Source organism: Cupriavidus sp. LA-1, assembly GCF_055385985.1.
The window spans coordinates 1,784,418-1,796,951 of record NZ_AP031388.1 but is presented as its reverse complement, the minus strand read 5'-3'; the positions used below and the strand labels follow the sequence as shown (position 1 = coordinate 1,796,951).

The window sequence follows — 12,534 nt, the reverse complement described above, 5'->3', positions numbered from 1 at the left end:
ATGACATCCGGCGACATATTTCCCGCATGGCGATCGCCGCGGCCGGCTAGTACATTGGTGTCACCGACGCAGCGACGGACCGTTCCGCCAGCCAGGCGTCTCAACTCACCGCATTGGATGGATCATGCACAACCTCGGAAGATTCACGCTCTACGTCACGGCCTTCGTCGTGGCGGTCTCGCTGGTCGAGGCCTTCGTGCTGGCGCGCAAGGCCCGCCAGCAAGGCCAGGCCTACCCCTGGCATGAAATCGGGATGTCGCTGGCGGACCTCGTGGGGCGCAAGCTGTTCGCGCTGCTGCCGCTGTCGCTCGCCACGCCGGTATTCGCGTTTGCCTGGCAGCACCGCATCTTCACGGTGGAGATCAACAGCGCGCTGGCCGTGCTGCTGCTCTTCGTGGGGCAGGAGTTCTGCTACTACTGGTACCACCGCGCGTCGCACCGCATCCGCTTCTTCTGGGCCACGCATGCGGTGCACCACTCGCCCAATGAACTGACGCTGGGGACTGCGTATCGCCTGGGCTGGACCGGCAAGATCACCGGCACGGCGATCTTCTTTGCGCCGCTGGTCTGGCTCGGGGTTCGTCCTGGAGTGGTGCTGGCCACGCTGAGCCTGAACCTGCTGTACCAGTTCTGGCTGCACACCACCTGGATTCCAAAGCTGGGCTGGTTCGAGTATGTGTTCAACACGCCGTCGGCGCACCGCGTGCACCATGCATCGAATGTCGACTACCTGGATGCCAACTATGGCGGCGTGCTGATCCTCTTCGATCGCCTGTTCGGCACCTATGTGGAAGAACGCGCCGACGAGCCGTGCCGCTATGGGCTGGTCAAGCCGACTACCACGCATAACCCGCTGGTGAACCAGTTCGAACACTGGGTCGGTTTGCTGCGCGACATGGCCAACGCCGGCAGCGTTGCCAAGGCGATCGGTTACCTGATCATGCCGCCGGGCTGGGCGCCGGACGGTGGCGGCGAGACGACGGAGAGCCTGCGGCGGCAGGCGCAGGGGGAGAGGATGGGGGCGTAAGGATTGACGAAAAGCGCGGCGATGCCGCGCATTTTTCATTCAATAAGGCAAGCCTACATAGTTTTCCGCCAACACCCGCGATGCCGCCTCCGACCCCACCAGGTAATCCAGCTCCGCCTGCTGCATCCGCAACGAAAACGCATCCGCATCCGGGAACCGATGCAGCAGCGAAGTCATCCACCACGAGAATCGTTCGGCCTTCCACACGCGCCGCAGGCAACGCTCGGAATAGCCGTCGAGGCCGCTGGCATCGGCATGGCGGTAGTGCGCTTCAAACCCTTCGGACAGCGCCAGCACATCGCTGGCCGCCAGGTTCAGCCCCTTGGCGCCGGTGGGCGGCACGATATGCGCGGCATCGCCCGCCAGGAACAGCCGGCCAAAACGCATCGGCTCGGACACGAAGCTGCGCAGCGGGGCAATGCTCTTCTCGATGCTGGGTCCGGTCACCAGCGCGCTCGCCGTCTGCGGATCGAGCCGGCTGCGCAGTTCCTGCCAGAAGCGCTCATCGGACCAGTCTTCCACGCGCTCGCTCGACGCCACCTGCAGGTAGTAACGGCTGCGGTGGCGCGAACGCATGCTGCACAGCGCGAAGCCGCGCTCATGGCTGGCGTAGACCAGTTCATCGGCAACGGGCGGCGTCTCGGACAACAGCCCCAGCCAGCCGAACGGATAGACCCGCTCGAACACCTGCCGCGACGCCGCCGGCACGCTCTGCCGGCAGATGCCGTGAAAGCCGTCGCAGCCGGCGATGTAGTCGCAGGCGATTTCGTGCAGGGCGCCGTCCTTGCGATAGCGCACCGTCGGCGCACTGCCGTCGAAGCCGTGCACGCTGACGTCCTGCGCTTCATAGACGGTGGGGGTGCCGTCGACGCGGCGCGCATCCATCAGGTCGCGCGTCACCTCGGTCTGGCCGTACACCGTGACACTGCGGCCGATCAGCCGATGCAGGTCGATATGGTGACGCTGCCCACCATACGACAGCGCGATGCCGTGGTGGACCAGCCCATCCGCATGCAGCCGCCCGGCCACGCCCGCGCGTTCCAGCGCGTCGACGGTGACGCTCTCCAGGATGCCCGCGCGGATGCGGCCAAGCACATATTCGGGACTGCGTTGTTCGATGATGATGTTGTCGATGCCGGCGCGTGTCAGCAACTGGCCGAGCAGCAGGCCGGCCGGGCCGGCGCCGATGATGGCAACCTGGGTGCGCATGTCTTGTCTCCTTGTGGGTATCCGTCTTCTGCTGCTAAAGATAGTCGCCGGAGGCCCGCCAAGGAATGGACAGATCGAACCAATGACAGGACAATCGGAACATCGCTGGTAAACACCGAGGCCACCGTGATACCTGTCCCGACTTACTCGCTGTATGGCACCAACCCCTCGGAACCGCTGTCAAACCAGCTGCATTTTGAGTCCATTGCAGCGCGCAGCCGCCTGCACGGGTGGGAGATCAAGCCACACCGGCATGAGCGCTTCCTGCAAATTCTGTACATCCACGCGGGCGCCGGCGAAGCCCTGCTGGAGGAGCGGCGCGAACCGCTGCGCAGTGGTTCGCTGGTGACGATGCCGCCACGCCACATCCACGGCTTCGTCTTCAGGCCGGACACCGACGGCATGGTCGTGACCATGACCGACAGCCACCTGCGCACGCTGCTGGCCGGGGTGCCGGATGCACTGCCGCTGTTCGCCCATCCGCGCCACGACCGCGTGCGCCGGGGCCACGCGCTGGCCGATACGCTGGCGCTCATGCGCGGCGAGATCGAAACCGTGTCCGCCTGGCGGGGGGCGTCGCTGTCGGCATTGCTGACGCTGCTGCTGATCGGCATTGCGCGGCTGGCCAATGCCACCGCGCCGGCCGCGGCGCGCAGCAGCAGCCGGCCTGCGCGGCACTTCCAGCATTTCCAGCAGATGCTCGAGGCAGGGTATCGGGAGCAGAAGGACATCAGGCACTATGCCGGCGCCATCGGCATCACGCCCACGCAGCTCAACCGCGTGTGCCGCCAAGCGTGCGGGCAGTCGGCCCTGCAGCTGATCCATGCGCGCGTGCTGGCTGAGGCGCAGCGCGACTTGCTGTTCAGCGACCTGGAGGTCAAGCACATCGCGCTGTCGCTCGGGTTCGCCGACGCCGCCTACTTCTCGCGCTTCTTCGCGCGGCTGGTAGGACAGGCGCCGACTGAATTCCGGCAGTCGGGGCGCGCGCGGCTGCCGGCATTTGCCATGCCGCCGCCCGCGGATGCGGCCGGGTAAGCGGTCAGCCTGCCTGGTCCATCCCGGCGAACACCTCTTCGGCCAGATGAAATGCCGAGTTCGCCGCCGGCACGCCGCAATAGATCGCGGTCTGCAGCAACACCTCCTTGATCTCGTCGCGCGTCACGCCGTTATTGGCGGCGGCGCGCAGATGCAGCTTCAGCTCCTCCGGGCGGTTCAGCGCCACCATCATGGCGATGGTCAGCAGGCTGCGCGTGTGCCGCGGCAGGCCTTCGCGCGTCCAGATCTCACCCCAGGCATAGCGCGTGATGAGGTTCTGGAATTCCTCATTGAGCGGCGTCAGCCGCGCGAGCGAACGGTCGACGTGCGCGCTGCCGAGCACCTCGCGCCGCACGGCAAGGCCGGCGTCGTAGCGCGCATGATCGTCGCTCACGGGCAGCCGGCCGCGCACAAAATCCAGCAGCGCCGCCGTGAAGCGGCCGGGCTGCTCGAAGCTGGAGATATGCGCGGCTGGCAGTTCGACATAGCGCGCGCCGGGAATCGCGTCGGCAAGCGCGCGGCCTTCCTGCGCAGAGGTCGACGGGTCCTGGCTGCCGGCGATGACCAGCACGGGCACCGTTATCGAAGCGACCGACTCGCGGAAATCGGCGTCGCGCACGGCCGCGCAGCTGGCGGCATAGCCGTGCGGATCAAGCCCGCCAAGCACGTGGCGCAAGCCGTCAAGCGCGCGGTCCGCGGTGGCGGCAAACCCCGGCGTGAACCAGCGTTCGACCGAGGGCGCGACCATCACCGCCATGCCTTCGTGCCGTACCGTGTCGATGCGGGCATTCCAGCCGTCGGCATTGCCGATCTTCGCGGCGGTATTGGCCAGCACGATATGCGAGAAGCGCTGCGGTGCATAAAGGCCCAGCCACATCCCCGTGAGACCGCCCATCGACAGGCCACAGAACACCGCCTGTCCGATCCCCAGCGCATCCAGGATGGCGATGACGTCCTGCCCGAGCTGCGCCACGGTAAAGGCGTCGCCCGGCGCGGTAGAGCGGCCGTGGCCGCGCGTGTCGTAGCGCACCACGCGATAGCGTCCGGCCAGCACGGCAGCCTGCGGCTCCCACATGGTGTGGTCGGTGCCGAGCGAGTTCGAGAAGACGATGGCCGGCGCGGCCTCAGGGCCGTCGACGGTGTAGAAGAGCCGGGCGCCGGCGTGGTCGAGGTAGGGCAATGCAGTCTCCTTGGGAGCGCGGACGGCGGCATGGCCGGCGCGTCGCGGTAATTGCGGGTTCCGGGTTCAGCGCAGTCTCAGCACGGCTGGCGTGCCGCCAGCGCGGATTGCCAGGCCTGCACGGCGGCGTCAGCAAAGGCCGCTGACTGGCCCGCGTAATTGGCGGGGTCGGCAAGGCGATCCAGCACAGCATCGTCGAGCAGGCCGGCATGCGCCGGGTCTTGCTGCAGCGTGCGGGCCAGTGCGTCGCGCAGGCTGGTGCCTTCGGCCACGGCACGCTGCGAGGCGCGCTCCACCAGGTGGTGCGCCGGCAGCCGGCCAATCCTGCCGCCGAGTTCAAGCATCGCCGCCTCGCCGAGGATCAGGCCATGTGTGAGGCCGAGGTTGGCGCGCATGCGCGCCGCATCCACCTGCAGCCCCGCCACGACCTCGCCCATCTGGCGCAACGCGCCGGCGGCCAGCGTCACGATCTGCGGCAGCGTGTCCCATTCGGCCTGCCAGCCGCCGAGCGCGCGTTCATGTTCCTGCACCATGCCCGCCAGCATTGTCGCCACCAGCGGCGGCACGCGCACCGCGGCCGTCAGCACCGCCGCGCAGCCGACCGGATTGCGCTTGTGCGGCATGGTGCTGGAGCCGCCGCGGCCGGGACCCGAGGGCTCGGCCACTTCCGCCACCTCGGTCTGCATCATCAGCGAGATATCGCGCGCCATCTTGCCGAGCGTGCCGGTCAGCATGCCCAGCATGGCGGCAACCTCGGCCATGCGGTCGCGATGCGCGTGCCACGGCAGCACGGGCGCGGCCAGATCCAGCTCGCGGGCCAGCGCGGCGGTCACGGCGGGCGCGGCATCGCCAAGGCTGGCAAGCGTGCCGGCGGCGCCGCCGAACTGCAGCGCGCGGGCCTGGGCGCGGGTGGCATCGAGGCGGCCGAGATCGCGGCGCAGCGCATCGAGCCAGCCCGCGGCCTTCAGGCCAAAGCTGGCCGGCAAGGCATGCTGGAGCCAGGTGCGCGCGACCATCGGCGTGGTCCGGTGTGCCGTGGCCAGCGCGGCGCAGGCCTGGCCCAGGCGCACCAGGTCGGCATCCAGCGCGCGCAGCGCGTCGCCGGTCTGAAGCACCAGTGCGGTGTCGATGATGTCCTGGCTGGTGGCGCCCCAGTGGACAAAGCGCGCCGCCTCGGCGTCGCGCGCGGCCACGGCGGCGGTCAGTTGCCTGACGAAGGGAATGGCAAGGTTGCCGGCGGCGACCGCGGCCTGCGCAAGGGCCTCGCGGTCAATGATGGCGGTGTCGCGGCAGACGTCGGAGATGACGGCGGCGGCCGCGGCAGGGATCACGCCGCTGTCGGCTTCGGCACGCGCCAGCGCGGCCTCCACGGCAAGCATGCGCTGCACCGTGCCGGCGTCGGAGAAGATCTCCAGCACAGCCGGACTGCCGGACATGGGATCGGTGAGACGCGTTGCGGTTGGCATTGGGGGCGATGGGTAGCGTGGGTGGCCGTGACGTCGACGGCCACCCGATTATGCGTCTGTTGCCGGCAGCCGGGCAGATTGCCCCGCTGCCGGCGGGGTCGGCGTCCTCAGATGTCGAAGAACACCGTCTCGCCCTGCCCCTGCAGCACCACGTTCCAGCGCAGCGTGTCATTGCCGGCGTCGCTGGCAATCAGCGTGCCACGGCGCTCGGCGGGGACCAGCCCCAGCACGGCGTCGGCGGCGTTGGCCGCCGCTTCGTCGGGGAAGTACATGCGCGTGGCGACATGCTTGACCAGGCCGCGCATGAACACCGACACCATGATGTGCGGCGCCTGCGCCTGGCCGTCCGGGCCCGGCACGGCGCCCGGCTTGACGGTGACGAAGCGGAAGGTGCCGTCGGCCTCGGTCGGCACACGGCCAAAGCCGGTGAAGCCGGGCGCGAGCGGCAGTTCGCGGGTGTCTTCGGCATGGCGGTAGCGTCCGGCAGGGTTGGCCTGCCAGATCTCGACCATGCCGTCGGGCACGGGCTGGCCGTCGCCATCGGTCACGCGGCCTTCGATCACGATGCGCTGGCCGGCCAGTTGCGGGGCGCCGGCGGTCAGGTCGGCGCAGTTCAGTGCATTGAGGCCGATATGCAGGTAAGGGCCGACGGTCTGGGATGCGGTGGCGTAGAGCATGGTCTTATTCCATCGGCGTGGCATCGCGGCCACGCAGCACGATATCGAAACGGTAGCCGAGTGCGTATTCAGGCTGGGTGCTTTCCCAGTCGAAGGCAGCGATCAGGCGGTTGCGCGCCTTCTCGTCCGGCACGCAGTTGAAGATCGGGTCGAACGGCAGCAAGGGATCGCCCGGGAAATACATCTGCGTCACCAGCCGCGTGGCGTAGGCATTGCCGAACAGCGAGAAGTGGATATGCTGCGGCCGCCAGGCGTTGTGGTGATTGCGCCAGGGATAGGCACCGGGCTTGATGGTCTTGAACCGGTAGTACCCGTTGGCGTCCGTCACAGTGCGGCCTTCGCCCGAGAAATGCGGGTCGAGCGGGGCGTCGTGCTGGTCGCGCTTGTGCAGGTAGCGCCCGGCGGCATTGGCCTGCCAGACTTCCACCAGCGTGTTCGGCACCGGCCGGCCGTTCTCGTCGAGCACGCGGCCGGTCACGAGAATGCGTTCGCCGATCGGCTCGCCGCCATTGCCCACAGTCAGGTCGTTATCGCCTTCGCGCACGAACTCCGCGCCGAAGGTCGGGCCGGTGACTTCGGACAGCGATTGCGGCAGCGCGATCAGCGGCTGGCCGGGCGAGCGCTTCTGGGTGGAAGCATAGGGATCAAACCGGTATTCGGGCTGGGTGTCCCAGTAGGGACGGCGGTACTGGGCAGGACGGGTCATCGCGCAGTCTCCTTGTCGTTTTGGAATGGATCCACTTTAGGTGTCAGATAAATTCATGTAAATTGAGATTTCCGCTATTTATCATGAATTTTCAGCATGCATGCATCGCCCCCACCCGCGCTGGAAATCTTCCGCAACCGCGTGCGGCTGCGGCATCTCTATTGCTTTGTCGCCGTGTCGCAGACGCAGCACCTGGGCCGCGCCGCCGACCGCCTGGGCCTGACCCAGCCAGCCGTGTCCAAGACCCTGACCGAACTGGAGGAACTGGCCGGCACGCGCCTGCTGGTGCGGCGGCGGGCGGGCACCGAACTGACCACGGCAGGTACGCGCTTCCTGCGCCACGCGCTGCGCATCCTGGCCGATATCGACGCGGCCGCCGACAGCATGACCGGCGCGCAAGCCTTGCCGCAGGAGCGTATCCGGCTGGGCACGCTGCCCAGCATCGTGCCGGCGGTGCTGACCGATGCCCTGCTGCGTTTCCGCGCCGCGCATCCTGGCATCGGCGTCGCCGTCCAGACCGGCATGAACCGCAACCTCATCGACCAGCTCAAGGCGGACGTGCTGGACCTCGTCATCGGGCGCATGGACGACCCGGTGGCGATGGAAGGCCTCTGGTTCGAGTCCCTGGGGCCGGACTCGCTGGCCTTCGCGGTCCGCGCCGGCCATCCCCTGGCGGCCCTGTCGCGGCCGACGCTGGTTGACGCGCTGGCGTGGCCGCTGGTGATTCCGGCCGCGGGCTCGATTCCCCGCCACAACACCGAAAGCCTGCTGGCCCGGCACGGCCTGCCGCTGCCGGATGGCTGCGTGGAGACCTCGGATGCCTATCTGGGCCGGCTGCTGGCCCGGCAAAGCGACAGTGTGTGGGCAGCGCCGCTGTCGGCGGCCAGGCGCGCGGTGTCCGAGGGCGACCTGGTGCTGCTGGCGATCGAGACCCAGGGCACCGAGGAGCCGGTCGGCCTGCTGCGGCACAGCGACCGTACGCTGACCCCGATGGCGGAGGCGTTGGCGCACTGCATCCGCACGGTCGCGCAGCCCGCAGCCTAGGGTCTGTTCCCATATAAAACGTGCGCGCGCAAGGGGGATACGCGGCGCAGGGCTAGGCGCCAGTCGCGCCGCTTGGTCATTCCAAGCAAGCGGCTGGCAACGACGCCATGCGCCGCGTATCCCCCTTGCCCTGCGGGTTGGCCCGAGCCGGGGCCATCTACTTTGTCGGGCGCCTTGCAAAGGGAATGACCCTTTGCGGCGACGCCCTTCGCGTAGCTGACCCCGGCTCGGGCCAACGCGCGTACGTTTTATATGGGAACAGACCCTAGTGTCCTGCCACGCTCGCCCTGACGCTGGCCGAAGGGCCCGGCGCGCTGCTGAAATGCTTCACCAGCAGTGCGCCCGCGGCCAGGAAGGCCGGCACGGCCAGCAGGGTAAAGATGGTGTCGAAGCCAAGATGCTGGCGCAGCAGTTCGGCGCCAAGCAAGGCCCCCGTGATCCCGCCGAAGCGTCCGAAGCCAAGCATCCAGGCAACGCCGGTAGCCCGGCCCTGCGTCGGGTAGAAGGCTGCGGCCAGTGACGGCATCGAGGACTGCGCGCCGTTCATGGCGGTGCCGGCGAGGAAGATCAGCACACCCAGCAGCACCTGGCTGCCGGTGCCATGGCCCACGGCGTAGATCAGCACCCCGGTAGCGGCATAGGTGATGGCGATGACCTTGTTCGGATTGAAGCGGTCCATGAACCAGCCGGCGGTGATGGTGCCGATGCCGCCGCCCAGCGGGAAGAGCGCGGTCAGGAACGAGGCGTGCTGGATCGAGAATCCCGCATCCTTCATCAGCGTGGGCATCCAGCTGGTCAGCAGGTAGAAGATGACCAGGCCCATGAAGTAGGTGCACCACAGCATCGCCGAGCCCAGGCGATAGCCGGGCGCCAGTACCGTGCCAATGGCGGACCGGGCCGCGGGCGCCGCTTCGCCGATGACGAAGGCGTCGGCCTGGCCCAGGTCGGCGCCGGTCACGCGCTGCAGTACCTTGCGGATCTGGCTCGCCGGATAGCTGCGCAGCACCATGTAGCGTACCGATTCCGGCAGCAGGACAATGAGCAGCACCGCCAGCACCAGCGGCAGGATGCCGCCGAGCAGCAGCACGCTATGCCAGCCGAAGTGCGGAATCATCGCGGCGGCGACAAACCCGCCCGCCGCGGATCCCAGCGGGAACCCGCAGAACATGGTGTTCACCAGCACGGCACGGCGGCGTTGCGGCGCGAACTCTGAGGTCAGCGTCACGGCATTCGGCATGGCGGCCCCCAGGCCCAGCCCGGTCAGGAAGCGCAGCGCGGTCAGCCAGCCAAGCGTGGGGGCAAAGGCCGTGGCCAGGCTGCAGGCCCCGAAGAAGAAGACCGACAGCACCAGCACCTTCTTGCGGCCGACGCGGTCAGCCAGCGGCCCGGCAAAGATCGCGCCGAAGGCCAGCCCGAACAAAGCCGCGCTCATGACCGGCCCGAGCGCCGCTTTCTCTATGCCCCAGTCCTGTACCAGCGCCGGCGCGATATAGCCCATTGCCGCGGTATCGAACCCGTCAATGGCAACGATCAGGAAGCACAGGATGAGAATGAGCCATTGATAGCCGGTGAACCGCTGTCCGTCGATGAGGGCCTGGACATCTGTGATGCCACCCTTGGTCTGTGTGGATTGGGGCACTGTTGTCTCCGTTTGCCTGGAAATCGCGCAACCCGCCTGGCAGGCGCGCCGCGCAATTTTGTTCTAATAGCGAACCTCGGTTCTTTTATTGAACGCATCTTAGGCAAAGGGGATTGCGGCACAGAATTAGCGTTAACCCGGCGGAAAACGGGCAAGTGCCGGCGACCTGCAGAGGTGATACTCACCCAAGGACGAGCGCGTTGACAGAGAAATCCAGTAATTCTTCGGTTCTGTCGGTGTTTTATATCGAAAAATATAACGATATTGAAATTTAAGGTAAGTCTGCCCTCACGAGAACCGAAATCGATAAGGAAATTTCATGTAAGGAGCGGCAATCGTCAATTTACATTCCCGAAAATGCCACCTAGAGTACAGGCCACATCTGCTTGAATGATGAAAGGTGCTCCATGCACCGCATCGGCCTTCGGCCAGCCACCGGCGGCCGCTCACGCCGCCTCCGCCTCCGTCCGGAACACCGCCACCGCCCGCTGCATGTGCAGCGCCTGCTCCTGCAGCGACTGCGCCGCCGCGGCGGCTTCTTCCACCAGCGCGGCGTTCTGCTGCGTGACCTGGTCCATCTGCGTCACCGCCTGGTTGACCTGCGCGATGCCGCTGCTCTGCTCGCGCGACGCATGGCTGATCTCGTCCATCATCGCCGTCACCCTGCCGATGGCGGCAACGGTGTTCTCCATGGTCGCGGCAACGTCCAGCGCCAGCGTGTTGCCCGATGCCACGCGCCCTGCGGATTGCGAGATCAGCGTGCGGATCTCCTTGGCCGAGCTGCCGGCGCGCTGGGCCAGCCCGCGCACTTCGGTCGCCACCACGGCAAAGCCGCGCCCGGCCTCGCCCGCGCGCGCGGCTTCCACCGCCGCGTTCAGCGCCAGGATATTGGTCTGGAAGGCAATGCCGTCAATGACAGCGATGATGTCGACGATGCGCCGCGAATCGGCCTCGATCGCCTGCATGGTCTGCTGCATGCGCCCGACCGCCTCGCCGCCGGCGCGCGCCACGTCAGACGCCTCGCGCGCCAGTTCGCTGGCCTGGCCGGCGTTGCTGGCATTCTGCTGCACGGTGGCCGTCAACTGCTCCATGCTGGCCGCGGTCTGCTCCAGCGAAGAGGCCTGCTCCTCGGTGCGCTGCGACAGGTCGATATTGCCCTGTGCGATATCGCCCGCCGCCGCCAGCACGTTGTGCGCGCCGGCCTTGGTGTCGCCGATCAGCGCGCGCCAGCTGTCCACCAGCGACAGCAGGTGCCGCTTGATCTCGCTCAGTTCGTCGCGCCCGCGCACCGCGATGCGCAGGGTCAGGTCGCCCGCGTTGATGCGCCCGACCATCTCCGCCACCTGCCGCACGTCGCCGCGCATGCCGCGGCTGAAGCCGATGAACAGGTAGAAGGCGGCGGCCACGGTCACCAGCGCAATGCCCGCCAGCAACACGAACTGCCTTTCCTGAGCCGCCGCACGCTGTGCCAGCATCGCATCCACGATCCCGGCAAATGCCTGGTTGGCCGCCGCCACGCCTTCGATGCCCGCGGTGGCTTCGTCGAAGTAAGACTTGGCGTCGATATCGATGCCGGTCGCACCCAGCATCCGGATCCTGAGCGTGCGATAGAAGTTGTCCATCGCGGCAAGCCGCGCCAGCGCGGCGTCGATACGCGGCCGGTAGGCGGGTGCCGCGTTGCCGACGCGCGCGATATCGCGCCGCACCGTGTCCAGCCCCTCGTGGATCTGTTCTGCCAGCGCGCCCAGGCCCGCCTGCTGCGCCGCATCGGCATAGCCACCCTGCGCGATGATGCCGGCCCCGCGCCCGCGCGCCAGCGCGCTCAGCTCGGCCAGGCGCGGCATCGGGCCCACCAGCAGGTTGATCAGGTAATACGAGCCCGCTTCACTGTCCAGCACCAGTTGCGAGCGGTCGGCCACGTCGCCGACAAACACCCGCGTCTGCCGCACCAGCGCGCTGTGGCGTTCGAACAGCGGCGCGGCCGTGGTGTCCAGGCCCAGCCCGCGCATATGCTGCCAGTCCTGCTCCAGCTTGCGCACCCCGGCCCCGAGTTCGAAGCCGGGATTCCCGGCGACGCTGCGCATCAGCCCGGCCAGGCTGGCCGCGGCCTTCTGGTCGGCCCGGTCGAAGGTGGCGCGGAACGCCGCATTGCCGGACAACACCGCATTGGCGGCGCCGCGCCGGACCTGGGTCTCGCGCATGAAGTCGAGCGCATGCCTGACCACGGCAAGCCCCCGCACTTCATCGCCGGTGGTGCGGATCGATCGCGCCGCATCGCTCAGGACCACATACATCGCGCCGCATAGCGGCACCAGGAACAATACGGCGATCAGCGTGAGCTTGCGGTTGATATTCAGGCGCGCCATCAGGCGCTCGGCGGGAAGGAAGAAGGCAGGCATGGCATCGTTGGACAGAGCTTGGTTTCCCCTGCTATCGGCCTGGTTTTGCGGGCCTGAAGCGCGGATTTCCAAGTTATTGACGATGCGCAAATGCGGTGCACGGAAAGCGCAGAAGTGGGGCAAAAAGCGGCGAAAGGGCGGGCCTTCAGCAC

The 12,534-nt window shown here is 67.6% G+C and carries 10 protein-coding genes; 3 read left to right on the top strand and 7 right to left on the bottom strand.

Translation table 11 applies throughout. The features are described from left to right. The first annotated feature begins 124 nt into the window (after positions 1–124). Complete coding sequence (locus tag ACZ5MJ_RS27340; RefSeq protein WP_464224057.1) at positions 125–1,027, top strand: sterol desaturase family protein; 903 nt, start codon at positions 125–127, stop codon at positions 1,025–1,027. A gap of 39 nt (positions 1,028–1,066) precedes the next feature. Here ACZ5MJ_RS27340 and pobA read toward each other — a convergent pair whose 3' ends face one another. Continuing rightward, positions 1,067–2,236 carry a 4-hydroxybenzoate 3-monooxygenase gene (gene pobA, locus ACZ5MJ_RS27335; protein WP_464224056.1) on the bottom strand — a complete coding sequence of 390 codons (1,170 nt, stop codon included), beginning with the start codon at positions 2,234–2,236 and terminating at the stop codon, positions 1,067–1,069. 126 nt (positions 2,237–2,362) lie between these two features. Between pobA and ACZ5MJ_RS27330 the strand changes: the two genes are divergently transcribed. Next, a complete protein-coding gene (locus ACZ5MJ_RS27330) occupies positions 2,363–3,271 on the top strand; it encodes a helix-turn-helix domain-containing protein (RefSeq protein ID WP_464224055.1) in 909 nt (302 codons plus the stop codon). Positions 3,272–3,275: 4 nt separating this feature from the next. Here the strand turns inward: ACZ5MJ_RS27330 and pcaDC are convergent, their stop codons facing one another. The 4 genes from pcaDC to pcaH all read right to left on the bottom strand — a co-directional run bounded on the left by pcaDC (position 3,276) and on the right by pcaH (position 7,300). Next, positions 3,276–4,451: a bifunctional 3-oxoadipate enol-lactonase/4-carboxymuconolactone decarboxylase PcaDC gene (gene pcaDC, locus ACZ5MJ_RS27325; protein ID WP_464224054.1), complete on the bottom strand. Its 1,176-nt coding sequence runs from the start codon at positions 4,449–4,451 to the stop codon at positions 3,276–3,278. A 77-nt stretch (positions 4,452–4,528) separates the two neighbouring features. Beyond that, positions 4,529–5,887, bottom strand: coding sequence for a 3-carboxy-cis,cis-muconate cycloisomerase (locus ACZ5MJ_RS27320; RefSeq protein WP_464224053.1), 1,359 nt, complete (start codon positions 5,885–5,887; stop codon positions 4,529–4,531). Positions 5,888–6,024: 137 nt separating this feature from the next. Beyond that, the gene (gene pcaG / locus ACZ5MJ_RS27315; protein WP_464224052.1) at positions 6,025–6,594 is read right to left on the bottom strand and encodes a protocatechuate 3,4-dioxygenase subunit alpha; all 570 of its coding nucleotides are present in this window, start codon (positions 6,592–6,594) and stop codon (positions 6,025–6,027) included. 4 nt (positions 6,595–6,598) lie between these two features. Further along, positions 6,599–7,300: a protocatechuate 3,4-dioxygenase subunit beta gene (gene pcaH / locus ACZ5MJ_RS27310; protein WP_464224051.1), complete on the bottom strand. Its 702-nt coding sequence runs from the start codon at positions 7,298–7,300 to the stop codon at positions 6,599–6,601. Positions 7,301–7,396: 96 nt separating this feature from the next. On the opposite strand from pcaH, the gene ACZ5MJ_RS27305 reads away from it, so the two are divergent. Continuing rightward, complete coding sequence (locus ACZ5MJ_RS27305) at positions 7,397–8,344, top strand: LysR substrate-binding domain-containing protein (RefSeq protein ID WP_464224050.1); 948 nt, start codon at positions 7,397–7,399, stop codon at positions 8,342–8,344. A gap of 265 nt (positions 8,345–8,609) precedes the next feature. Here ACZ5MJ_RS27305 and ACZ5MJ_RS27300 read toward each other — a convergent pair whose 3' ends face one another. Together ACZ5MJ_RS27300 and ACZ5MJ_RS27295 are read right to left on the bottom strand one after the other, a co-directional pair. After that, complete coding sequence (locus tag ACZ5MJ_RS27300; RefSeq protein ID WP_464224049.1) at positions 8,610–9,983, bottom strand: MFS transporter; 1,374 nt, start codon at positions 9,981–9,983, stop codon at positions 8,610–8,612. A gap of 446 nt (positions 9,984–10,429) precedes the next feature. Further along, positions 10,430–12,382 (bottom strand): methyl-accepting chemotaxis protein, encoded by a 1,953-nt coding sequence (locus tag ACZ5MJ_RS27295; RefSeq protein WP_464224048.1) that lies wholly within the window; start codon positions 12,380–12,382, stop codon positions 10,430–10,432. Positions 12,383–12,534 lie beyond the last annotated feature (152 nt).

Coding starts and splice junctions, on each gene's coding strand:
- ACZ5MJ_RS27340 (WP_464224057.1), top strand. CDS start 125: ATGCACAACCTCGGAAGATTCACGCTCTACGTCACGGCCTTCGTCGTG.
- pobA (WP_464224056.1), bottom strand. CDS start 2,236: ATGCGCACCCAGGTTGCCATCATCGGCGCCGGCCCGGCCGGCCTGCTG.
- ACZ5MJ_RS27320 (WP_464224053.1), bottom strand. CDS start 5,887: ATGTCCGGCAGTCCGGCTGTGCTGGAGATCTTCTCCGACGCCGGCACG.
- pcaG (WP_464224052.1), bottom strand. CDS start 6,594: ATGCTCTACGCCACCGCATCCCAGACCGTCGGCCCTTACCTGCATATC.
- pcaH (WP_464224051.1), bottom strand. CDS start 7,300: ATGACCCGTCCTGCCCAGTACCGCCGTCCCTACTGGGACACCCAGCCC.
- ACZ5MJ_RS27305 (WP_464224050.1), top strand. CDS start 7,397: ATGCATGCATCGCCCCCACCCGCGCTGGAAATCTTCCGCAACCGCGTG.
- ACZ5MJ_RS27295 (WP_464224048.1), bottom strand. CDS start 12,382: ATGCCTGCCTTCTTCCTTCCCGCCGAGCGCCTGATGGCGCGCCTGAAT.